Origin of the sequence: Marinovum sp. (assembly GCF_048263515.1) — a bacterium.
Taxonomy (GTDB): Bacteria; Pseudomonadota; Alphaproteobacteria; order Rhodobacterales; family Rhodobacteraceae; genus Marinovum.
The window spans coordinates 42348-66002 of the sequence record NZ_JBLXEC010000020.1 but is presented as its reverse complement, the minus strand read 5'-3'; the positions used below and the strand labels follow the sequence as shown (position 1 = coordinate 66002).

At 68.6% G+C, this 23655-nt stretch carries 17 protein-coding genes; 8 read left to right on the top strand and 9 right to left on the bottom strand.

The window, feature by feature from the left end:
• Position 1: 1 nt before the first annotated feature.
• Positions 2 to 967: a replication initiator protein A gene (locus ACN0SE_RS16420; RefSeq protein WP_417525619.1), complete on the bottom strand. Its 966-nt coding sequence runs from the start codon at positions 965 to 967 to the stop codon at positions 2 to 4.
• 466 nt (positions 968 to 1433) lie between these two features.
• Between ACN0SE_RS16420 and ACN0SE_RS16415 the strand changes: the two genes are divergently transcribed.
• A complete protein-coding gene (locus ACN0SE_RS16415) occupies positions 1434 to 2801 on the top strand; it encodes a ParA family protein (RefSeq protein WP_417525618.1) in 1368 nt (455 codons plus the stop codon).
• Positions 2802 to 2913: 112 nt separating this feature from the next.
• A complete protein-coding gene (locus tag ACN0SE_RS16410; RefSeq protein ID WP_417525617.1) occupies positions 2914 to 4380 on the top strand; it encodes a mannose-1-phosphate guanylyltransferase/mannose-6-phosphate isomerase in 1467 nt (488 codons plus the stop codon).
• 95 nt (positions 4381 to 4475) lie between these two features.
• On the opposite strand, the gene ACN0SE_RS16405 is transcribed toward ACN0SE_RS16410, so the two are convergent.
• The 4 genes from ACN0SE_RS16405 to ACN0SE_RS16390 all read right to left on the bottom strand — a co-directional run bounded on the left by ACN0SE_RS16405 (position 4476) and on the right by ACN0SE_RS16390 (position 10626).
• A complete protein-coding gene (locus tag ACN0SE_RS16405) occupies positions 4476 to 5192 on the bottom strand; it encodes a heparin lyase I family protein (protein ID WP_417525616.1) in 717 nt (238 codons plus the stop codon).
• 121 nt (positions 5193 to 5313) lie between these two features.
• Entirely contained in the window at positions 5314 to 6570 is a 1257-nt protein-coding gene (gene wecC / locus ACN0SE_RS16400; protein ID WP_417525615.1) for a UDP-N-acetyl-D-mannosamine dehydrogenase, read from the bottom strand.
• 37 nt (positions 6571 to 6607) lie between these two features.
• Positions 6608 to 7726 (bottom strand): non-hydrolyzing UDP-N-acetylglucosamine 2-epimerase, encoded by a 1119-nt coding sequence (wecB, locus tag ACN0SE_RS16395; RefSeq protein ID WP_417525614.1) that lies wholly within the window; start codon positions 7724 to 7726, stop codon positions 6608 to 6610.
• A gap of 77 nt (positions 7727 to 7803) precedes the next feature.
• Positions 7804 to 10626, bottom strand: a complete 2823-nt coding sequence (locus ACN0SE_RS16390; protein ID WP_417525613.1) for a glycosyltransferase — start codon at positions 10624 to 10626, stop codon at positions 7804 to 7806.
• A gap of 260 nt (positions 10627 to 10886) precedes the next feature.
• Here ACN0SE_RS16390 and ACN0SE_RS16385 point away from each other — a divergent pair, with 260 nt between their 5' ends.
• The 5 genes from ACN0SE_RS16385 to glmM all read left to right on the top strand — a co-directional run bounded on the left by ACN0SE_RS16385 (position 10887) and on the right by glmM (position 17382).
• Positions 10887 to 11363, top strand: a complete 477-nt coding sequence (locus tag ACN0SE_RS16385) for a hypothetical protein (protein WP_417525612.1) — start codon at positions 10887 to 10889, stop codon at positions 11361 to 11363.
• Between the two features lie 3 nt (positions 11364 to 11366).
• Entirely contained in the window at positions 11367 to 13133 is a 1767-nt protein-coding gene (locus ACN0SE_RS16380; RefSeq protein ID WP_417525611.1) for a glycosyltransferase, read from the top strand.
• Positions 13130 to 15283 carry a glycosyltransferase gene (locus ACN0SE_RS16375; protein ID WP_417525610.1) on the top strand — a complete coding sequence of 718 codons (2154 nt, stop codon included), beginning with the start codon at positions 13130 to 13132 and terminating at the stop codon, positions 15281 to 15283. The genes ACN0SE_RS16380 and ACN0SE_RS16375 overlap by 4 nt, the downstream gene beginning before the upstream one ends.
• Before the next feature lie 10 nt (positions 15284 to 15293).
• Positions 15294 to 15944: a class I SAM-dependent methyltransferase gene (locus ACN0SE_RS16370; protein WP_417525609.1), complete on the top strand. Its 651-nt coding sequence runs from the start codon at positions 15294 to 15296 to the stop codon at positions 15942 to 15944.
• Between the two features lie 88 nt (positions 15945 to 16032).
• Positions 16033 to 17382: a phosphoglucosamine mutase gene (glmM, locus tag ACN0SE_RS16365; RefSeq protein ID WP_417525608.1), complete on the top strand. Its 1350-nt coding sequence runs from the start codon at positions 16033 to 16035 to the stop codon at positions 17380 to 17382.
• A 12-nt stretch (positions 17383 to 17394) separates the two neighbouring features.
• Here the strand turns inward: glmM and ACN0SE_RS16360 are convergent, their stop codons facing one another.
• Positions 17395 to 18363 carry a glycosyltransferase gene (locus tag ACN0SE_RS16360; protein ID WP_417525607.1) on the bottom strand — a complete coding sequence of 323 codons (969 nt, stop codon included), beginning with the start codon at positions 18361 to 18363 and terminating at the stop codon, positions 17395 to 17397.
• 290 nt (positions 18364 to 18653) lie between these two features.
• Here ACN0SE_RS16360 and ACN0SE_RS16355 point away from each other — a divergent pair, with 290 nt between their 5' ends.
• Positions 18654 to 19748: a DUF2793 domain-containing protein gene (locus ACN0SE_RS16355; RefSeq protein ID WP_417525633.1), complete on the top strand. Its 1095-nt coding sequence runs from the start codon at positions 18654 to 18656 to the stop codon at positions 19746 to 19748.
• On the opposite strand, the gene ACN0SE_RS16350 is transcribed toward ACN0SE_RS16355, so the two are convergent.
• From ACN0SE_RS16350 to ACN0SE_RS16340, 3 genes are all read right to left on the bottom strand, one after another.
• Positions 19729 to 20121 carry a hypothetical protein gene (locus tag ACN0SE_RS16350; protein ID WP_417525606.1) on the bottom strand — a complete coding sequence of 131 codons (393 nt, stop codon included), beginning with the start codon at positions 20119 to 20121 and terminating at the stop codon, positions 19729 to 19731. The genes ACN0SE_RS16355 and ACN0SE_RS16350 overlap by 20 nt on opposite strands.
• 188 nt (positions 20122 to 20309) lie before the next feature.
• Positions 20310 to 20615 carry a hypothetical protein gene (locus ACN0SE_RS16345; RefSeq protein WP_417525605.1) on the bottom strand — a complete coding sequence of 102 codons (306 nt, stop codon included), beginning with the start codon at positions 20613 to 20615 and terminating at the stop codon, positions 20310 to 20312.
• Between the two features lie 61 nt (positions 20616 to 20676).
• The gene (locus tag ACN0SE_RS16340; protein WP_417525604.1) at positions 20677 to 23565 is read right to left on the bottom strand and encodes a pre-peptidase C-terminal domain-containing protein; all 2889 of its coding nucleotides are present in this window, start codon (positions 23563 to 23565) and stop codon (positions 20677 to 20679) included.
• Positions 23566 to 23655: the final 90 nt, after the last annotated feature.

Here is a 23655-nt window from a genome sequence, read left to right as displayed (position 1 = left end):
CTCAGCCGTCCCGCTTCTTCACCCAGCCCAGGAACGCCGCGTCCGGCGCGCGCAGCCGCGGGCTACCGCTGCGCAGCCAGACTGCGCGCCACTGGGCCTCGAGCGCGTAGACATCCGCCCCGGGGCGCAGCGCCCGGGCGGTCTCGTAGGTCTCGGGGCGCAGGACGGGCAGGGTGGTGGGATCGATCACCGCACCGCGGCGGGCAAAGCGGATCAGGTCGCCGGGCTGCTCGGTCATCTCGTAATCGGGCAGGTGATCGGCGGCGATCATGTCGCGCAGCATCCGCCGGAACACCCGGCGCGGCGAGGCCGAGCCGGATTTCTTCAGCAGCGTCTCCACCGAGACCGTCCAGGCCGGCTGACGCCCGCAGTGCTTGCGCGCCAGTTCGTAGATCCGCCGCTCCAGCGGCTTGCGCAGGCGAAAGTAGTCCCGGCTCAGCGTCAGCACCGATTTCGACAGCACCGCCCGAAACAGCCAGTCGCTGAGCGTCACCGAGACGCTGACCATCCGCCCGCCGCGGGACTTGCGCAGGATCTCCCAGCTTTCGATCAGCCCGAAACCCGAGGTGACCTCGATATCGCCAGTGACGATATTGGTGGTGATGCGGGTGCCCGCCAGCCGCTCGAAGGCATCGCGCAGCCGGCGATAGCTGTCGCCGCTGGTCTCGCGGTTGGTGGCCACCAGAAGATCATGCGCCTTGAGCACCAGCGTCCGGGTCACCGCGCGCCCCGCGTTCAACGCTGCCATCAACTGCGAGATGCAGAAGATCAGGATGTCCTTGTCGTGGATCGTGGCCAGCCCGCGCACCGAGGGCGTCACCGTCAGTTCGATGCTGTTGTGGCTGTAGTTCAGGATGCGCCGGTCCGGCCGGGTCGCCAGCGAAAACAGCGGATGCTCCATGCTGGCAAGGTCGTCCTTGGGAATGGCATCGAAGATGTCGCAGACGAAGAAATCGCCCTGCCGCATGCGATCGGGCAGCAGCCCGCCACCACTCCCCTGTCTGCCTGTTTCCAGCCTGCCTGTCACGCTGCCCACCCGGTTGATGCCCGATTCCGTTTTTCGTGGTTTCAGTGACACCACCCTAGAATTATCCACAGACCGGGACAACGGGGGTTCGGAGTCGCTGCATCGGGGGATCGGAGTCGTTTCAACGTGGTATCAGAGTCGCCCCGAGCCGAGATATCCGGAATTATCCCATACCCAGCAATGCGTTAGATGAAGGCCGCCACCGCTGTAACTATAAATAACAATAATATTAACAGCCGTTCGAGAAATCGGTGACGCTTCCCTTGGCAGGCCACACCTCTCTATCCCTCTGAGAGATATGTCTTTTTCTCAAACTAGAGCGATATACATCAATGTAGCGTATTTTTGAGGACATGCTAAGAAACATGGTACATAGTGGACATCAGCTCAACAGAAGGCAGACCTCATGGCATATCGCGACACCGGATCGAACAGGGAGCTTCCCGCCCCTACCGCCCCCGCCGGGACACAGGATCTGCCGTCACCGCTCGCCACCGAAACCCTGAAGGCCCTCGCCGAGACCTGTGCCCAGGCCCCCTTCTCGGAGACCCTCCCGTCCCCGCCGTTGCGCCTGTTCTCTACCTGGGAGATCTGCCACTACATGATCCCCATGGCGCCCGGGCATCTGCGCCGCGTCCTGCGGGCGCAGCCCGAACTGCCGCAGGGACGGACCTCCGGCTCCAGCGACAAGGCGCGCTGGTTCACTCTCGAGGAGGTGCTTGCCCTCCGGCGGCACTTCGACCGCCACGGCGCCCGCGGGCGCCGCTATCTGCCCTATCGTCCGGCCGGGCTTCGGGCGCGCGTGACCGCCGTCGCCCAGACCGGGCGCGGCGCCGGCAAGACGACGACGGTGGCGCATCTGGCGCTGGCGGCCGCGATGGACGGCTACCGGGTGCTGGTGATCGATCTCGATCCGCAGGCCGAGCTGACGCAGCAGCTGACCCGCTCTCCGCTGACCGAGGATCGGAGCGTGGTCCCGATGATCGCGCGCCATTGCGGCACCCAGCTCAGACAGGAGAACCGCCGCCGGCTGGACCATGGCGAGCCCACGGTGCCGATGGAGGCGGCCATGGACCAGGCGATGGAACGCTCGGCCGCCGATGCGATCACCGCCAGCCGCTGGCCCGGGGTCGATCTGCTGGGCGCCGGGCCGGCGCTGCACCGGCTGGGGCTGCAGATACCGCTCTGGCAATCACAGGTCCGCAGCTGGAGGCCCTGGCAGGCGCTTGGCGACCAGCTTGCCGCCGAGGGCGTCCTGGCGCGCTACGACGCCGTGCTGATCGATACAGGGGCCCCCCTCGGGCCGCTGACCGTCACCGCCCTGGCCGCCGCCGACATGGTGCTGGTGCCGCTTGTCGCGGATCCCCGGGGGGCGGCCGAGGCCAGCGCCTTCCTGGAGCTGCTGCACGAAGCCTTCCGCGGCATCGAAGAACGCGAAACCCGCACCGCCCGGGCCCTGGGGCGGCCCGGGCTGCAGTTCTCCTGGGAGTCGCTGCGGCTGGTGCTGACCCGGTTCGACGACCGCGCCCACAGCGCCCAGGCCGCCCGGCTGCACGCCGCCCTGGGCGAAGCGCTGCTGCCCCAGCGCCAGGAACTGACCGCGCTGCTCGGACCCGGACGACACAGCTGCGTCTATGAGGCGGATTACCGCGAGACCAACCGCGAGACCTTTGCCCGTGCCCGGGCGCCGTTCGATGCCTTCTACGCGGCTTGGAAGTCCTGGCTCACCGCCTCCTGGCAGGCCGAGGAGGCGGGGCGGGCCGAGAGCCGGTAGGGCCGATGCGCCCGGGCTGGCGCGAGGCTGCGGGCTATGCCAATGTCGCCTCTGGAGAGGGTGCGGTCCGGCGGATCCTCCGACCGTGCGTGTCAGTAAAAGGAATCCGCTCTTGGCCGAAGCAAGTGCCGAAATCTGCCCTGTCATCCTGTGCGGGGGGGTGGGCACGCGGCTCTGGCCGCTGTCCCGGCGGCACCACCCCAAGCAGTTCGTCGCCTTCGACGAGGGCCCGACCCTGCTGCAGGCCACCGCCAGACGGATGAGCCGGTCGGACGCGGCAGAGGCGCCGGGCGGCGGGCTGGAGTTTGCCGCGCCGACGATGGTCACCCGGTCGGATTTCCGCTTCGTGGTGACCCAGCAGCTGCAGGACATCGGCATCGATCCCGGCGCGGTGCTGATCGAGCCGGAAGGACGCAACACCGCGCCCGCGGTGCTGGCCGCGGCGCTGCACCTCGCGGCGACCCGTCCCGAGGGGGTGATGCTGGTGGCGCCTTCAGACCATGCCCTGCCCGACACGGCGGCCTTTCACGCTGCGGTGGCCGAGGGGCTGCGGGTGGTGCAGGCGCGCGATGATCTGGTGACCTTCGGCATCACCCCCGATCGGCCGGAGACCGGCTATGGCTACCTGCGCCTGGATGCGCCGCCAGATGCCTCCGGGCGTGCGGCAAGGCTGGCGGGCTTCGTCGAGAAGCCCGATGCCGCCACCGCGCAGGCGATGCTCGAGGATGGCTGTCACCTGTGGAACGCGGGGATCTTCCTGTTCTCGGTGCGCGCCATCCTTGCCGCCTTCGAGACCCATGCGCCCGAGTTGCTGGCCGCGGTGCGCCAGGCGGTGGCCGGCGCGCGCCCGGACCTGGGCTTCCTGCGGCTGGACGAAGCGGCCTGGGCCGGGGTCGAGGACATCTCGGTCGATTACGCGGTGATGGAACGGGCCGACAACCTGAGCGTGGTGCCCTTTGCCGGACATTGGTCCGACCTGGGCAGCTGGCAGGCGGTCCATGCCGAGGCCGGCCCCGACGCCGCGGGGCTGGCCACCGCGGGGGCGGCGGTGGCCATCGAATGCGACAACACGCTGCTGCGGGCGGAATCCCCCGACCAGGTGCTGGTGGGGCTGGGGCTGAGCAACATCGTCGCGGTGGCGATGCCCGATGCGGTGGTGGCCGACAAGAACCGCGCCCAGGAGGTCAAGCTGGCGGTCAGCGCGCTGCGCGAGCGCGGCCTGCCGCAGGCCGAGGAATTCCCCCGGGACCACCGGCCCTGGGGCTGGTTCGAGCGGCTGGCGCTGGGGGGGCGGTTTCAGGTCAAGCGCATCCTCGTCAACCCCGGCGCGACCCTGAGCCTGCAAAGCCACCACCACCGGGCGGAACACTGGATCGTCGTCGAGGGCACCGCCCGGGTGACCGTGGGCGAAGAGGTGCATCTGCTGTCCGAGAACCAGTCGGTCTATGTGCCTCTGGGGGTCAGGCACCGGATGGAGAACCCCGGCAAGGTGCCGATGGTGCTGATCGAGGTGCAGACCGGCGGCTATCTGGGCGAGGACGACATCGTGCGCTACGAAGACGTCTACGCCCGCGGGTAGGCCTGCGCCCAGAGACGACCAGAGACGACCGGGCGCGACCGGCGGGCGGGGGCCGAGACAGGCTCCGGGGGGTGACCAGCCGCAGGCGGGGTCGATCACCGGGGCGTGAGCGTGCTGCGGTAGCTGTCGCCCAGCGTCACGTCATCGAGCCGCAGCTCAAACGGGTGGGCCGAGGGCGCGCGGTAGATGCCGGTCTTCAGCACGCAGCGCCGCTCGCCCGTCTGCCAGCCCAGCGGCAGGCGGGTGTCGATCATCTGCCGCCCGTCCAGCCAGAGCCGCAGCCGGCCTTCGGCGCCCATGCGGAACCCCAGCGCCAGCGTCGCCCAGCGCCCGCGCGGCAGGGCGGCGGACCAGAGGATCTCATGCGGGTCGCGCTCGGAGCGGACCACCAGCGAAATCCGCCCGTCCGGTTCCAGGTCGACCGAGATCGGCGGCGGCAGGTCGGTGCCCGCCTGCGGGCATTGCATCAGGACCTGCCAGTCGGCCACGCGGGCGCCGTGATCGGGAATGCGAAACCTGAGCGAGGCAACCCAGTCGCGGTTCCAGGTGATGCCGCTGTGGATCTGGATCTCGGCGCGGTCGTGGCTGGCGCCCGGCGGGGCCGGGTCGGTCTTCAGCACCAGCGCCGCGGATCCGCTGCGCCAATCGCGCCGGGTGGTCAGGGGGGCGCCGCCGCCCTCGCGCCGAAACCGGTAGGCTTTGCCGCGGTCCTCGAACCCGCCCGCGACCGGCCGCAGCTGGTCGAAGGTCATCCGGTAATAGGTGACTTCGGCCTGCAGCGGCAGTGCCAGCCCGACCAGCAGGCCGAGCACCAGGCAAAGCCTCAGGCCAGATCTCAGGCCGGATCTCGGGCCAGATATAGAGCCTGCCGCAGGGCCGGAGACCCCGCGCGGCGCGGCCGCGGCCCGTGGGCGGCCGCGGCGAGAGGCGGTCTCAGAGCCCGACCACATCGACCAGCGGGGTGCCTTCTGGCAGCTTGTCCGCGAGGTCGGCAAAGGCGCTGTGCTTGACCAGGACGCAGATCACGTCGGCCTCCTTCAGCGCCTCTTCCAGCGGGGTCAGGGTGATCGGCAGCCCGTCCAGCTTGCCGGGCAGCGCCTCGATATGCGGTTCGACCGCCAGCACCCGGCATCCGACCTCGCCGAACCGCCGGGTGATGCCCAGCGCGGGGCTTTCGCGCAGATCGTCGATATCGGGTTTGAAGGCCAGCCCGAGGCAGGCCACCTTGATATCCTTCATTGCCCGCGAGGGATCGGCCGACAGCACGTCCATCACCGCGGATTTGCCCTTTTCCAGCACCCAGTCGGGTTTGGCGTCATTGCCCAGCCGCGCGGCGCGGATCAGCTTGGCCTCGTCGGGGGCGGAGGCGACGATGAACCAGGGGTCGACCGCGATGCAATGGCCGCCGACGCCGGCACCGGGCTGCAGGATGTTGACCCGCGGGTGGCGGTTGGCGAGGCTGATCAGCTCCCAGACGTTGATGTCGAACTTGTCGCAGATGATCGACAGCTCGTTGGCAAAAGCGATCTGCACGTCGCGCGAGGAGTTTTCCACCAGCTTGCACATCTCGGCGGTCTTGGCGTCGGTGGCGATGCAGTCGCCCTTGACCACGAGCTTGTACATCTTGGTGGCCATCTCGGTGGCCCGCGCGCTCATGCCGCCGATGATGCGGTCGTTCTCCACCAGCTCGTGCACCACGTGCCCCGGCAGCACCCGTTCGGGGCAATGGGCCACCTGCACATCCGCCGCATCGCCCGCGGTCTGCGGAAAGCTGAGATCGGGGCGTGCCTCGGCCAGCCATTCGGCCATCTGCTGGGTGGCGCCGATCGGCGAGGTGCTTTCGAGGATCACCAGATTGCCCTTTTCCAGCACCGGGGCGATCATGTTCGCGGCGGAGCGGATGTAGCTGAGATCGGGTTCGAAGCCTTCCTTGAAGGGGGTGGGCACGGCGATGATGAACGCATCCGCCGGCTCCGGTGTCAGGGTGGCCGACAGCATGCCCTCGGTCACCGCCTTGTGCACGATGCCGTCGAGCTCGGGCTCGACGATGTGGATCTTGCCGGCGTTGATGGTGTCGACCACATGCGGGGAAACATCCACCCCGATCACCCGGTTGCCATAGGCCGCGAAGAGCGCGGCGGTGGGCAGGCCGATGTAGCCGAGCCCGATCATCGAAATACGTTCGAACATCTGGAATGTGTCCTTCTGGATCAAAAAAGCAGGATAATTAGGCGTCCGCTGTCAGCGCGGCGGCGATGCGTTCGGCTGCCCGGCCATCGCCATAGGGGTTGAGCGCGCGCGCCATTTCGGCATGGGCGGCATCGTCGGTCAGAAGCCGAAGCGTCTCGCTGCGGATCTTCTCGGCATCGGTGCCGACAAGCCGCACGGTGCCCGCCTCGACCGCCTCGGGCCGTTCGGTGGTGTTGCGCATCACCAGCACGGGTTTGCCGAGGCTGGGAGCCTCCTCCTGCACGCCGCCGGAATCGGTGACGATGACATGGGCGCGCCGCATCAGCCAGACGAAGGGCAGGTAGTCCTGCGGCTCGATCAGGTGGACATCGCCGGCCTCGCCGAGGATACGGTTGACCGGGGCCTGGACATTGGGATTGAGGTGCACCGGGTAGACGATCTGGGCATTGGCCTCTTCGCTGACCGCCTTGAGAGCGTGGCAGATGTTCTCGAAACCCGTGCCGAAATTCTCCCGCCGGTGGCCGGTGACCAGCACCATGCGGCGCCCCTCCTCGAGAAAGGGAAAGCGCGCGCGCATCTGTGCATCGAGCCCGGCATCGGCGTCGAACCGCGCCACCACGTCCTGAAGCGCATCGATCACGGTATTGCCGGTCACGATGATCCGGTCGTCGGGCACGTTTTCCGCCAGCAGCGCGGTGCGGGCGGTCTCGGTCGGGGCATAATGCTGCGTGGCGATCCGGCCGACCAGCGAGCGGTTCATCTCTTCGGGCCAGGGGGCATAGATATCGCCGGTGCGCAGCCCGGCCTCCACGTGGCCCACGGGCACCTGGGCGTAGAAGGCGGCCAGGGCCGCGGCCATGGTCGTTGTGGTGTCACCATGCACCAGCAGCCGGTCATAGCCGCCCTCCTTGAGGATATCGCGCAGCGCCAGCAGGATGTTGGCGGTGATATCGGTCAGGTCCTGACCCGGTTTCATGATATTGAGGTCGAAATCCGGCGTGATGTCGAACAGCCGCAGCACCTGATCGAGCATCTCGCGGTGTTGCGCGGTGACGCAGACATGGGTTTCGAGGCCGGAGGTTGCCTGCAGGCGCTTGACGACGGGAGCCATCTTGATGGCTTCGGGGCGGGTGCCGAACACGACCAGTATTTTCAAAACTCGGTCTCTCTTGATAAATTGAATGCTGCGCGGGTGGTACTGAATTCAGGGTCGATTGCAACCTCTATCCGTGCCTAATCGGGGAGATCGGGGCCGGAAGCCGCCGCCCGGAACAGGTCTGCCGCGCTGGTGCCGGCATGGTCGGCGAGAAGCCGTGCACCGCGTTCTCGGGCGTTTCGGGAAGCCGCCTGCAGGGCGGCGGGGCTCTTCAGCCAGGGGGCGAGCGCCCGCGCCACCAGGTCGGGGCGGTCGGCGGGAACCACATGGCCCGCCGCGCCGTCGCGCCCCACCAGGTCGGGCGGGGTGCCGCGGTCGTAGCAGACCACCGGCCGCCCGGCGCAGAGCGCTTCGAAGACGCTCAGCCCGAAACTTTCGGCGACCTGGCTGAGGCTGAGCACGATATCGGCCTCCGCCAGCGCGGCCGCGGGGCCCGGGGCATAGCCCATGTGGCGCATGTTGGCAGGCAGGGGGCCGAGCCGGTCCAGGTCGGCGCTTTGCGGGCCGATCAGGCGGATCTCACCGGCGAGGCCGGACCGGGCCAGCGCCCGCGCCACCGCCCGGGCATCCCCGATCCCCTTGCGGGCGGTCAGGCTGCCGATCAGGGCGATGCGGGGAGGCGTGGCGGGCGCGAAGGGCAGATCGGCCAGCGCCGGGTCCACCCGGTTGGGCATCAGCAGGGCGCGCGCCGGCGGCAGGTCCAGCCAGCGCAGGACCGCCGGGGAATTGGCGACGAAGCGATCGGCCTGCGCCAGCAGTTCGGCGCGCAGCGCCTCGGGGGCCAGGCCCAGGTCGGCACAAAGCCGCAGGTCAGAGGCGGGCAATTCATGCACATGCACCACCGAGGGCACGCCGGCGGCGCGCGCGGCGCGCAACGGGGCGTCCAGCACCACGGTATTCTGATGCACCTCGACGGCGCCGCTGTCGCGGATCAGCCGGGTCAGCCGGGCCTGGCTGCGCGGATCGGGCGCCACCCCGCCGAAGCGCCAGCCATAGGGCCGCACATGGAGCCTGTGGCAGCGGGCAAGGAGCGCCTTGAGGTAGTCGTGGCTGAGCAGCCGGGGCAGCACCACCGAGGGCGTGATCCCGGCTTCGGCGGCGCGTTCGAGCGTGGTGACAAGACAGCGTTCGGCGCCGAAGATCTCGGCGCCGGCCTGGTGGCCGAAGACCAGCACATGGCGCCCGGGGGCGGGGGCGGGCAGGGCGCCCTGCCAGTCGGGCAGCGGGTCGGCGCCGGCGGCCCGGCCGTGGTCGAGGTAATGCGCCAGCGCCGTCTCCGGGGCGATCTCCTGGGCCAGCGCATAGCCCGAGGTGCTGAAATCCGGTCCCGGATCGCGGCCCTCGGCGGCGCCGGTCCGCAGGTAATGGGCCAGCCCGTCAGCCTCCTGCGCGCGCAGATCGGGATAGCTGCGCATATACCAGGCGTCGTCGTAGAGCCCGGCACGTTCGGCCGCGGGCACCGCCTCGGCGGCGGCAGGCGGATCGGGCGGGCGCAGCGCCAGCGCGGGCGGCAGGTCGAAGGGGCGGCGGGCGGGGTGCTGCGGCAGGGGCAGGTCCTCCTCCGCGCCTTCGTGCCAGCGGCGCGCGTTCAGCATGTAGCTGCGCCGCGCGCCGAAGACCTGGGTGTCGATGCGGGTTTCGGCCACCTGGGTCAGCGACCGGTCATGCAGCCGCCCGAAATTGAGCGGCAGGCCCGGCGCGGTGGGCACGATCGCCCGCGCGCCGCAGATCGCGAGAATGCGGTCGTGATATTCGCTGTCGGCGCCGGCGCGCGCGCGGTCCCAGTAGCCCAGCCGCGCGCGCAGCTCGGCGCGGATCATCAGCGAGGAGAGATCGGGATGGATATGGCCCCGGTCCTGCCACCAGCGGGTGAACCGCAGGTCTGGCGTGACCCGCACCCAGTCGGAGATCGTGGCGGCGGCGGCCGGGTTGCGGCGCAGGGTGCGGATCTGCCGGGCGATGCGCGCCGGATGGGCCCAGTCATCGGCATCAAGCACGGTGATGAAGGCGCCACGGGCGGCGGCCACGCCGATATTGCGCGCGGCATAGGCGCCGGGCGCGGCACTGCCGTCAAGCAGGCGGATGCGCGGGTCGGCCGCGGCATGGCGGCGCACCACGGCGGCGGTGGCATCGGTGGCGCCATTGTCGACCACGAGGATTTCCAGCGCCTGCCAGCTCTGCCCGCTCAGGCTGGCGAGCGCGGTGCCGATGGTGGCGGCGGCGTTGAAGGCGGGCATCACCACGCTGACCAGCGGACCGGCCAGCCCCGTGGGGCGGGGCGGTCGCGCCGGGATCAGCCGGTCGAAGGCGGGGGCCTCCCCCTCCGCCACCGCCACGCCGCGCAGCCAGGCGCGGGCATAGAGCCGCGCCATGGCACGTGCCCAGGGCGGGCCATGGCCCGCCTCGGCGGCGGCCAGGTTGGCGGCGGCCAGCATCAGGTCGGGCAGGCGGCCGAACGCCCGGCGCGCGGCGGCGAGCAGCCTCCGGGCCCGGGGCAGCTCGCCCGTCACCACCGCTGCTTCGAGCGCCAGCAGCACCGGGTCCGGGGTGCCGGTCAGCCCGATCAGGTCGCGCTGCACCTCAAGCGGGCGGAGCCAGTCCTGGGCGGCGCTCCAGTCACCGCGCCGGGCGGCCGCCCGGGCGCAGGCGATGGCGGCATAGGCGCGGTTGGGGCCGGGCGCGCCCCGGGCCATGGCAACCAGCGCCGCCTCACCCTCCTCGAGCATGTTCCAGCGCAGGTCGCGCTCGCGCCAGAGCGCCGGCAAGAAGACCGGCAGGCGGCCTTCGCGGCGCCCGTGACGGCAGTAATGGCGCCGCGGATCGCGCCCGGCGGCGGCGACATCGGGATAGGCCGCCAGATACCAGGCGGGATCGAAATGGCTGGGCGGCGGGGAGGCCATGACGCGAGCATCCTGATCCGGTTTCGTTGCGGGTCCGTCCCGGCCCGCGCACGGACCGGGGGCTGCCGGCGCCGGCAGCTTCCGCGTCCCGATACCGCGCGGGCGGCGGGATCACCACCGGCGAGGCGATGCGGCCGGGAGTTTCGCTTTACTTTCCATCCAATCAAGGCCATTTAGCACCAGCCTGAAAATCCGACCGGGGTCAGGCAGAGTTTATGGATATTTCGGCGCATTGAATGAAACCTTTTCCCGAGCCGCGCATGACAAGTTCGAATTTGCCGGCGGTGGTGGCCGACTTGCAGGCCAGGGTCGAGAGCCTCTATGCGCAGAAGGTCTCGTTGGAGCAGGAAGTCGCCGTTCTGCGCGCCATGCCGCCGGTCGTTTTGCAGCGTCCGCCGCGGCCTGGCCTCGTGATGCGGGGGCTCATGCGGCTCTGGCCGCGATTGCGCCGCCGCTTCCACCTGCGCGTGATCCGCGAGAGCGGTCTGTTCGATGCCCGGTGGTATCATGAGGCCTATCCTGATGTCGCCGCAGCAGGGGGCGATGCCGCCCTGCATTTCCTGACCCACGGCGGGCCGGACCGGCGCGATCCGGGGCCGCATTTCGATACCGGGCACTACCTGCGGCTCTATCCCGACATCGCGGCAATGGAGATCAACCCCCTGGTGCATTACGTCATGGCGGGGCGAAGCGAAGAGCGCTCGATCCGGCCGGGCATGCCGCACGGGGGCTGGTGAGACATGGTGCAAGACAGAGACCCGAAACACTGGTGCCTGCCGCGCCGCGTCGCCTATGTGGTCGATCACAGCTATCCCTATACCAGCGACGGCTATGCCGTGCGCACCCATGAGGTGGCCCGCACCCTGAAAGGGGCCGGCCATGACGTGATCGTCTTCAACCGCCCCGGACGTCCCTGGGACATCGAGGGGTTCGATGCCACCGCGCGGGTGGCCACCGAGCAGGTGGTCGACGGCGTGCGCTATGTCTTCCTGCCCAGCCGCGCCACGCCCGAGATGAACCGGCGCGCGCGCCTGCGCGAGGCCGAGAAGGTGCTGATGCAGGCCTTCGAGATCTATCGTCCGGGGGCGGTGCTGGCGGTCTCGAACTGGGAGAATGCCGAACCTGCGCAATATGCCGCGCGGCGCTGGAAGGTGCCGTTCTTCTACGAGCAGCGCGGCTTCTGGGAGATGTCGCGCGCCGCCACCGAACCGGGCTACGAGGCCTCGGCGGATTACGCGCAGAACCGCGACAACGAGGTGCGCATCGCCCGGGCGGCGCAGGCGGTGTTCACGCTGAACCGGGCCATGCGCGACGAGCTCGTGCGTCGCGGCGTGCCCGCCGACAAGATCCACCTGGTGCCCAACGGGGTTGCCACGCCGGGGCGTATCCCCAAGGGCATCACGCGCGACAGCCTTGCCATCTCGGCGCGTTACCTGCTGGGCTATGTCGGGTCGCTGAGCGATTACGAGGGCAGTTCCGACCTGATCCCGCTCATGGCGCGGTTGCGCGGCAAGGGGGTGGATGCCGATCTGGTGATCGTCGGCTCGAGCGTGCCCAAGGGGTTGATCGGGTCGGCCCATGCCGTGCCCACCGAGACGCGCCTGAAGGCCGAGGCCGAGGCGCAGGGGGTGGCGGCGCATGTGCATTTCGTGCCGCAGGTCGCGCCCGACAGGATCGGCGCCTATTACGCGATGCTCGACGCGGTGATCATCCCGCGCCGCCGGACCATCGTGACCGAACTGGTGGCGCCGCTGAAGCCCTATACGGCAGCAGCCTACGGCGTGCCGGTCTTCATGACCGACATTCCGCCGCTCGACGAGATCGCGCTGGATATCCATGCCAGCCTGTTTCCCGAAGGCGACATGGAAACCCTGGCCGGCATGGTGGCCGAGACCCTGACGAAGGGGGGGCATCCGGCCGTCATGAACCCGATCAAGCCTTCGATCTACTGGACCCGCCGGGTGGCGCCGATGTCGCGCGCCTTGACCGGGGCGGCGCAGACGCATCCGCCGATGTCGCGGATGCTGGGGCTGGGAGAGATCACGCAGGCGCAGGTGTCCGAGGCGGCGCCCGAGGAGGCCGCGGGGTTTGACACCCATGTCCTGCCGCGGGTGGCGCTGCGCACCGCCGCTCCCGACGAGCGGGTGGTGGCCATCGGGCCCTGTGCGCATCTGGCCGGCCGCGAGATCACCCGGGCCAGCCGGGTCAGCCTGCTGTCGGACCTGGCCACCGGCCAGCCCGGCCGTTTCGTCATCGACTGGCTGGGGCTCGAAGAGGCCCCCGGCGACTGGGCCGGCCTATGGTCGATCGACAACATGCGGCTGAACCGTCAGGTGATGGACGCCTGCCGCATCGCCCGCGAACGGGGCTGGCGGATCCAGGTCACCGGCCCGGTGGCCCGCTCGCAGGCGCCGCTCTTCCGCACGGTCAGCGGCCTGGTCGAAGAGGTGATCCCCGGGGCCGACGGATCCGGACAGCCGCAACTGGCAGGGGAGATGGCGCAATGAAGGTCGCGGTGCTGGCCGAACAGAATTTCAACCTGATCGACGGTTCGACGATCTGGCTCCTGAATGTCTGCAAGCTGCTGGCGCTGCAATCCGACCTCGAGACCGATCTGCTGCTGACCCACCGGATGGAAAACCCGGTGCTGGCGCGCGAACTGCCCGCCTCGATCCGCATGGTGGGCGCCGAGCAGGTGCTGGAGGTCGCCGGGCTGACCGACACGCAGTTGCGCCCCGACACGCTGATCGATGCGCTCTCGGCCTGGGAGGCGGCCGCGGGGTCTTACGACCGGATCTTCGTGCGCGGCACCGAGTATCTCACCCGGCTGCTGGCGGAGCCCGGGCTGCGCGACCGTGTCGTCGTCTATGCCCCCAGCGCGATCCCCGACCTGAGCGCGCCCGAGCCCGAATGGGTGCGCCTGGCACGCGGTGGCGGGGCCAATCCGGCCAATGCCATCGTGGTGCAGAGCGAGACCGCGCAGCGGGCGCTGGAATCGCTTTATGACTACCCGGCCAACCGGGTGCATGTGGTGCCGCCGATCGTGTTCCGCGGCCCGCCGGTGGCGCGGCCGGAGGAGGGTCCGACGGTGTTGTGCTACTCCGGCAAGGTCGATCTGCACTACGGTTTCGACTGGCTGCTCGACATCGCCACCGCGGTCTCCGACCATCCTGACCTGTCGGTCAGCCTGATCGCCGGCAAGGACACCTACCGTGCCCGCTATCGCGACTTCTTCAAGCGCATGGACGGGTTCCGGCGCAGCGTCGAGGCCGGCCTGCTGCGGGGCATCAACCTAGTGACCAACGTGCCCCATGCCGAGGCCAAGGCGCGGATGGGGGCGGCGCATTTCGCCTATTGCCTGCGCCATGACCGCTATGACGACGTGATCGAGATCTCGACCAAGATCGTCGAATTCTGCACCCTGGGCGTGCCGCCGATCCTGAATGACAATGCGCTCAACCGGTCGCTGTTCGGCGCGGATTACCCCTATTACATCGATATCGTGCACGATGACATCCCGGCCCGTGTCCTGGACTTCCTGCGCAGCCGCGGCGATGCGCGCTATCGCGCCGCGCGGGCGCGGATCGCCGAGATCTCGGAACGGTTCTCGGCCGAGGCCCTGTCGACCCGCCTGGGCCGGGCGATCCGCGGCTGGAGGACGGATGCCCCTGCGCTGACCGGATCCCGCCGTCGCATCCACATTCCGACCCATGAGCGCAAGTTCCTGCGCCAGTTCATCGATCTCACCCGCAGCGACAGCAAGATCGAGATCAGCTGGGAGCCCTGGCGCAGCACGGTCAAGCCCATGGGCCGCCCCGGCGTGCCCGGAGACGCCGATACGGTGTTCTGCGAATGGTGCTGCGAGAACGCGGTCTGGCACAGCAACAACAAGCGCCCGGGCACGAAGCTGATCGTGCGGCTGCACCGCTTCGAGGCCTTTCGCGATTTCCCGGTGCGGGTCAACTGGGCGAATGTCGATGCGCTGATCGTGGTGTCGGACTGGTTCCGCGACCGGATGATCGCGCGTCACGGCGTGGACCCGGAGCGCATTCATGTGATCCCGCAGTATATCGACTGGCAGAGCCTGCACCGCCCGAAGCTGCCCGAGGCGCGGTTCACGCTCGGGCTGGTCGGCATCAACCCCTTCGAGCACAAGCGGTTCGACCGGGCGGTGGAGTTTTTTGCCGCGCTCAGGGCCGAGGATCCGCGCTTCCGCCTGGCGGTGCGCAGCGCCATGCCGTGGGAAATCGAGTGGGTCTGGAACCGCGAGGACGAGACCCGCGCGCGGTTCGAGACCGTGTTCCGGCGGATCTTCGACGATCCCGACCTGGCGGCCTCGATCCGATTCGATCCGGCGGGTGGTGACATGGAGGAATGGTATCGCGGCGTCGGCACCATCCTGTCGAGTTCCGACAGCGAGGGCTGTCATACCTCGGTGCTGGAGGGCATGGCCTCGGGCGCGCTGCCGGTGGTGCACGACTGGCCGGGGGCCCGGTCGCTGTTTGCGCCGCATGTTCACGAGGATATGCGGGCCGCGATCCCCGCGGTGGTGGCCTTCGCCGAGGCGCCCGATCTGGCGGCCCGGCGCGAGGCGCTGTCGCGCCAGGTGCAGCGCCACGATGTCGAGAATTTTGCCCGAGACTTCATGAATTTGTAAGAGGAACCACATGGTCAAGCCCAAGATTACCTTCGAACAGGTCGAGCAGAAACGCCGCGCCTTTGCCCAGGCCCTGCGGGAGTTCAAGCAGGCCAAGGGACGTTATCACAACCCGGCTCCGGAACTGCCGGCGTCCAAGCTGGAGGGCTGCGAGGTCTTGGCCAACCGCTACGCGCTGCTCGACAAGGTGGCGCAGGGCGGCGTGATGGCGGAGATCGGCGTCGACCGGGGAGACTTCTCACTCGAGATTCTCACCCGCTGCAAGCCCGAGCGGCTGCACCTGTTCGACATCGACATCTCGCGGCTGGTCAACCCGAAGGTGCGGGCCGAGCTGGCGGCGGAAAACAGCCGCCTGAAGACCCATGTCGGCGACAGTTCGGCCAATATCTCGAAACTGCCGGACGGCTATTTCGACATGGTCTATGTCGATGGCGATCACGAGTATGAAGGCGTGCTGCGGGACATCGAGGCGGTCCTGCCGAAGATGAAGCCCGGCGGCGTGATCATCTTCAATGACTATACCGTCTGGTCGGCGAGCAGCATGTATCATTGCGGCGTGGCGCGGGCGGTCAACGAGTTCTGCCTCAAGCACCCGTGGAAGTTCCGCTATCTGGCGCTGCAGTCGATGATGTACAATGACGTGATGGTGGTTCCCGAATAGGGACGCCGGGCCGGGTCGCGCGCCAACAGGATGACACATAGGGACCGGGAGGCATCTGCTGCCCGGTCCGACAGAACGGGAACGGGTTATGACACGCAGGATTTTCGGCACTGACGGTGTGCGGGGGCGTGCCAATGTGGCGCCGCTGACGGCGGCCAACACGGTGCTGCTGGCGGCGGCGGTGGGGCGTTACTTCAACGTCGACCAGAAACGCCACCGGGTGGTGATTGGCAAGGATACGCGGCGTTCGTGCTACATGCTGGAAAACGCGCTGACCGCGGGCTTCACCGCCGCCGGCATGGATGTCTTCGCGCTTGGCCCGGTGCCGACCCCCGCGGTGGGGCGGTTGACCCATTCGATGCGCGCCGACATCGGCGTGATGATCTCGGCCAGCCACAATCCGCATCACGACAACGGCATCAAGTTCTTCGGGCCTGACGGCTACAAGCTGTCGGATGCCGCCGAGGCCGAGATCGAAGCCCTGATGGAGAGTGACTTGGAGCCGGTCGATGCCGATGACATGGGCCGGGTGACCCGGCTCAACGATGCGGCCGCACGCTACGTGGAATATGCCAAGACGACGGTGCCCAACCGGGTCCGGCTCGACGGGCTGAAGGTGGTGCTCGACTGCGCCAACGGCGCCGCCTACAAGGCCGCGCCCGATGTCCTGTGGGAACTGGGCGCCGAGGTCATCCCGATCGGTGTCGGGCCGAACGGCTACAACATCAACGCCGAATGCGGGTCGACCCATCCCGAAGCCGCGGCCCGGGCGGTGCGGGAACACAAGGCCGACGTCGCGCTGTGCCTGGACGGGGATGCCGACCGGATCGTCATCCTCGATGAAACCGGCGCGGTGGCTGACGGCGATCAGATCATGGGGCTGTTGGCCTCTGACTGGGCCGGGACCGGGCGGTTGGCGAAGAACGTGCTGGTGGCGACGGTGATGTCGAACCTCGGGCTGGAGCGCTTCCTGCAGGGCCAGGGGATCACGCTCAAACGCACCCCGGTGGGCGACAGATATGTCGTCGAGGCGATGCGCCAGGGCGGCTACAACCTGGGCGGCGAGCAATCGGGCCACATCGTGATGACCGATTATGCCACCACCGGTGACGGGCTGGTGGCCGGGCTGCAGTTCCTGTCGCGTCTCAAGCAGAGCGGCACCCCGGCCAGCGAGATGATCCGCTGCTTCGAGCCGGTGCCGCAGCTGCTCAAGAACGTGCGCTTCGAGGTCGGGGCCAATCCGTTGGGCATCCAGCGGGTGCAGGACGCAATCGCCGAGGGCGAGGCGCGGCTGGCGGACAGCGGCCGGCTGCTGATCCGCAAATCGGGCACCGAGCCGCTGATCCGGGTGATGGGCGAGAGCGAGGACGAGGGCCTGCTGACCCGCGTGGTGGACGATATCGCCGGGGTCATCGCCGAGGTCGGCGCCCCTGGCTGAGGCCGGCGGCTTTCAGAGCCGCCCCAGCAGGCAGGCGAGATAGAGCGCCGTGGACCCGATGCGGCTCTGGCGATAGACGCCAGAGGCCCGCAGGTGACGCAGCCGGTGCCAGACCCGCCCCTGCCGGGCGGCCCGGAAATGGGCAAGCGTGTGCCGCGCCTCCGGAGTGAAGTCCCTTTCAATCGGGGCAAGCGCGGCCAGGTTGATGTGATTCCAGCGGCGAAACCGTCCGCTCACCAGCGCCAGGATGCGGCTCAGGCGCGCGCGGCCGGTGATATTGGCGCCGATCAGATTGGCGCCGTGCTGGCGGTAATGCAGCACCGGGTCGGGATCCCGCAGGATGACACCGCCGCAGCCGGTGATCAGTTGATAGAGCCACCAGTCATGCACCACGGGATCGGGGGCGCGCCGTGCCGCCCCCGCGGCTAGCGCGATGGCGGCGCGGTTCAGCACCATGGTGTGGCCGCCGCCGATGGATTGCACGAGCGCATTGCGGAAATCGGGCGGGCGCGGAAGCCGCGAGGAGGGGCCGAGCGGGCGCAGGTCGGTCTGGCAGACGAAAGTGGCGGCGCAATAGACCGCCGGCCGGTCCGCCGGCACCGCTGAGAGGGCGGCTGTCGCCCGGGCCAGCTTGTCGGGGAACCAGACATCGTCCTGATCGGAAAAGGCGGCATAGGGCACCCCCTCGGGCACATCCTCCAGCAGGCTCAGGAAGTTGCGCACGAAGCCGCGCCGTGGCCCCGGCCGGCAGCGGATGCTGCGCCCCGGGTGACGGGCGGCGAACTCGGCGATCCGGGCCATGCTGTCATCGCGCGAGCCGTCGTCCGAGGCGATCAGGGACCAGGCCGGATGGCTCTGCGCTGCAAAGCTGTCGAGTTGTTCGTCGAGATGCGCAGCGCCGTTGTAGACCGCCATCAGGATGCAGACTTCTGGCGGTTCTTCCGGGGGAAGGGGGCTGGCCTGTGGCGCGGGTCGGATCATGGTGTGCAGTCCTCGTCGGGTGCGGCTGACATCGGCCAGCGGTCCGGGGGTGTCAAGCCGGCGGGCGGTCTCCCGGGGCGGGGAAGACAGGCGCGCCGGGGGGTGTTGCCTGACGGGCGCGGGGCCGTGCGGTCGATTTGGCGGTCTTAAACCCCGGGCGGCGATAAGGGGCGACCTACGAACAGCGCAGGATCTCCCCGATGCCCTCACCTCCCGATACCTCGCCCCGGCTGGCATTGCCCTATCTTCTGCCCTCGCAGGCCCAGAAGCATGTCACGCACAACTAGGCGCTGCAGCGGCTGGACACGCTGGTGCAGCTCAGCCTTCAGGCGGTGGCGGCGGAGACCCCGCCTGCCAGCCCTGTGGCGGGAGAGATCTATGCGCTCGGTCCGGCGCCGCAGGGCGCTTGGGCCGGTGAGGCCGGACGGCTGGCGGTGTTTGACGGCACCGCCTGGAGTTTCCTCGACCCGGAGGCGGGCTGGCGCGCCCATGACCTGGGCGCCGGGCGCGCCCTGCTGTTTGACGGCAGCGACTGGCAGCCCGAGCTGCCAGAGCTGAGCGATCTCGACGGCGTCGGGATCGGTGCCGGCTGGGACGGGATCAACCGGCTTTCGGTCGCGGCCCAGGCCAGCCTGTTCAGCCACGCCGGCAGCGGCGGCCACCAGATCAAGATCAACAAGGCCGCCGCGCCGGACACGGCGAGCCTGCTGTTCCAGTCGGGCTGGACCGGCCATGCCGAGATGGGGCTGGCGGGCGATACCGGCTTTTCGGTCAAGATCAGCGCCGATGGCAGCGCCTGGCACGACGCGCTCCGGATGGAACCGGCCACGGGCGAGACCACGCTGGCGCCTGACGGCACGGTGCGCGCCCGGTTGAGCGGGGCGCGCCTGGAACTTGATGTCCCGCTGGAGGGGACGGCCGTGCAGGCCAGTGCGACGGATGTCACGGCGGGTCGGGTGGCGCGGGCGGATTACGTCTATGGACCGGGCAATCTGCTCGGGACGGTCGCGCAGTCCGGCGGTGTGCCCACCGGCGCGGCGATCGAGCGCGGCAGCACTGCCGATGGCGCCTATGTGCGCTTTGCCGATGGCACGCAGATCTGCACCCACAGACAGCTCATCAACACGGCCATTGCGACCGCCAGCGGCGGGGTCTTTACCAACGGGGCAGATATCACCGTCACCTATGCGGCGGGGTTTGCGGCAGGCAGTCTTCCCGCAATTTCGCTTCAAGTGCTGCGGCCTGCTTCGACCGATCATGATCTCGGGGCGATCCTGGAGTCCTGCGGACCGACCTCCGCCACCTATCGGCTGACGCGCATCCAGTCGGATGCGGGGGCCCGGGACATCACCTGTCTCATCACCGTCACCGGCCGCTGGTTCTGACGCGGAGTGTACCGTCTATCCGAGCGTTTCTCCCGGGCGCCAGGACCGGGAGAGGATGCTGGAATGCGTTGCCGTCGGAGGAGGGCGATCCTGATTGAGCGGCACCTGCCCCCGCGGCCGGCTCAGAGGAAGAGATCGCCATCGGTTCGGTAAAGCGCAGCACCTCGATTTCGGTCAGCGTGTCGGTGCCATCGCCCGCGCCGGGGCCGGTATAGGCCACGGTGGTGGTGCTGCCGGCATCGGTGGTGATGTCATAGAGCGCCCGATCATAGGAAAACACCGCCACATCCTGCCTGCGGTCGCTGGCCGCGCCGCTGCCGGTCAGGATGTCGTCCGCGACCGAGCCGATCAGGCTCTCGATATCGATGAGCACGTCATCCGCCGCCTGACCGGTCCAGCCCCTGCCTGCGAAAAGCGAAACGTTGACCCCGCCCCTGTCGTGAACGTAGATCAGCTCGTCGGTGCCCGCACCGCCGTCATAGACATCGCGCCCGCCCCAGGAGCCGACGAAGACATCGCCGCCGCCGCGGCCCTCGAAGCGGTTGGCGGCGGCACTGCCGGTTAGCGGTCGTCCTGCGCAGACCCGATGGCGTTCTCAATCGAGATCAGGTTGGTGCGATAGCCCAAAAGCGCGTAGCCCCGTTCGAGATCGAAGACCACCGGATCGAGCCGGCCCGAGAAGTCCGCGGTGTCCGAACCGGCGCCGCCCTGGAAATGCATGTTGTGTGCGCCATCGTAGGCTGGGCTGCCGTCGGCGCCGCGGTTGGTGCGGGCAAAGAGGCCGTAGAATTCATCGCCGCCCGCCATGCCCTGCTGGACCTCCCGGATGTTCGGCCCGTCGCCGAGCCTCAGAACGGTGTGGCCCACGGGTGGGGTACGATCATGGTGTATGTCTCTGGCCTTCTGTTGGGTATGGGATACTTTAGGGCTACAGGGTCATGTCGCCATCGGCGAAGCGCAGCACCTCGGCGTGGCCGATCACGTCGAAGCCGTCGTAGCCGCCGTTGAGATGGGTCACCTCGGTGCGGATGCCGCTGTGCACCACATCGTAGTCGGCGCGGTTGCCGGAAAACACGATCACGTCGGTGCCCAGCCCCGCCGAGATGTAATCGTCGCCGCCGCCGCCCACGATGGTGTCGTCGCCATGCTGGCCTTCCAGCCGGTTGGCCAGCGCGTCGCCCCAGATCATGTCGTCATGGCGCGAGCCGATGATGTTCTCAACGTCGGTGATCCGGTCGCCATCGGCATCGCCCCCCCAGCCGCGCCCGCGCAGCAGCGAGACGGACACCCCCTCGGAGGAGTTGATATAGCTGATCGTGTCGGTGCTGCTGCCGCCGTCGATGGTGTCACGCTCGCCGTCGGAGCCGTGAAACAGGTCGCGCCCGCCCAGGCCGCGGACCTTCTCGGAACGGTCGGAGCCGTAGAAGACATCGTCATGGCTGGTGCCGGTGACATTCTCGATCGAGCTCATGACGATGGCAAAGGGGGCGCTGCCGCCGGCCTGCACCAGGTCGCTGTGCAGGTTGACCGTGACGCCGGTGTCGAGCCCCGAGAAGGAGACCATGTCGACCCCGGTGCCGCCGATGATCGCCGCCAGCCCCAGACCGCCGGTGGCGGGCAGGGTGATCCAGTCGGCCCCGTCGCCGCCCGTCATGGTGACGAGCTGGGTCAGGCTGAGGGTGTAATCGCCGGAATAGCTGAAACCCGAATAGGGCGATGCCGCCTCGATGAAATAGGTGCCTGCCTGCTGGGCGGTAAAGGTCACCTGGGCGGCGCCGCCGTAGGTTCCATGGCCCTGGACGCCTAGCGAGCTGCCGCTGTCGTCGAAGACCGAGATCGCCTCGTACCTCAAGGGCGAAGAGCCGCTGCCCTCGAGCCTGGCGCGATAGCTTTCCCCGGCCTCCAGCGTGACGGCGAACCAGTCGGTATCGTCGCCGGTCGACAGGTTGCCCGTGCTGGTGCCGCCTACCGCCAGGGTGCCGGTGGTGCTGGTGTCACCGGCGAAATCATCCGCCAGCGAGGTGACTTCGACCGTATAGCTGCCGAGGTTCGCGCCGCTGGGGCCCGAGCCATCGCTGAATATGCTGAGGTAATAGCGGTCGGTGGCCGGTGCGGTGAAGTAGCTCAGCACGTCGTAGACCGCCCCGCCGACATCACCGGCCGAGCCGGAAATGAAGGCGCCTGCGGAATCGTAGATACCGCCAGGGTCGGGATCATAGAGCGTGCCTTCGCCGGTGTTGAGGCCGCGGTACTCGATCCGGTAGGTTTCACCAGCGGTCAGATCGACGCCGATCCAGTCGTGATCGCCAGGGGCTTCCAGTTCACCGGTGGTGATGCCGTTCACGTCGACCCGGCCGGTGGTGGTGATGTCGGCGGTGTAATCGTCGACGGTCACCTTGATCTGGACATTGCCGGCCATGACGCCGTCTTCGGCCGCCATCGCCAGGAAATAGGTGCCGTCTGCCGTGGCGGAGAAGGAGATCGGTCCCGCGCTGGCTTCGGTGCCTGCAATCAATGCACCGGCAGGGTCGTGAAGCCCGGCGATCTTGGCATCGAAGCCGCCTTCACCGCGAAAGTCGAATTCATAGGTCTTGCCGGCCTGCAGTGTCACCGGCAGCCAGTCGGTATCGCCGGCATGCAGCCGCGTCCCGTTGGAATATGCGCCGGTGATGACCAGCGCGTCCGCAGTGGTGGTGATGTCCGCGCTGGCCTCGTCACGGTGCACGACCAGCCGGTAGCCGCCGCTGTCGGAGTCGGTCTCTCCGGTGATGGCGGCGAAATAGCTGCCGTCGGCGGTGGGCGTGTAGACCAGCGTGGCAGTGGGGCCGCTGCCGCTCGCGGTGGTGCCGGCGATCAGCGTGCCGGCCGGGTCATAGAGCCCGGCCAGCTTCGGATCGCCCAGCGGCAGGGTGCCGGAAACGCTGCGCCCGGTGACGGAGATCTCATAGGTCTCGCCGGCCTTGAGCGGGGTGACGATCCAGTCCTCGTCGCCGGCAAAGATCACGCCCGTGCGGCTGGCGTAATCATCGTCCCCGACCACGATGCCGGTAGTCTCGATGCCGCCCGCGAGATCGTCGCTGCGGGCCTCGATGGTATACCTGCCTTCGCTGGCGGTGCCCTCACCGGCGATTTCCACGTAATAGGTGCCGGCGGTGGGGGCGGTGAAGAAGAGCTGCTCCTGGGTGCGGCCCGGGTTGCTGACCATGGTGCCGGCGATGGCGGTGCCGCTGTCGTCATAGATGCCGCCGATCTGCACGTCGGTGTTGAAGGTGCCGCCGGCATAATAGGTGCTGGTGCCCCCGGTGGCGATGAAGCCCACCTGCTCGCCCGCGGCGAGGGTGATGGCGTACCAGTCGGTATCGATGCTCTCGTCGATGGTCGCGACAAGCGGTCCGCCGCCGGGGGTCAGGGTGAAGGGGGTCGAGATGTCCCCCGGACCGACATCCCAGTCGTCACGCACCCAGAGATTGTAGTGCTTGTTCGAAGTGGTGGTCTGCCCCGGGTTGCCCCCGGCCGAGATGAAGTATTCGCCGCTGGTGGGCGCCACGAACCAGACCCGCGCATCCTGCCCGATGCCGCCGTTGTAATTGGTGGTGCCCGAAATCAGCGTGCCGGCGGCATCATAGATGCCCGCGATATGGGTGTTGGCGCCCAGCGAGGCGCCCTCGGCGTCGATCCGGTATTTGGTGCCCGCGGTCAGCGTCACCCGGAACCAGTCCTGATCGCCGGTCACGCCGTTGTCGATGCGCGCCGACCGGGAGCCGTTGACCTGGACGGTGGCGGTGGTCGTGGAATTGGCAGGATAGTCATCGGCCATGGAAATACCTTTCCTGAAATAGGGGCTGAATCCTGAAATGGAGAACGAAAACGTCTCCGGCAGAAGACACTGCCGGTGGGGAGCGGTCAA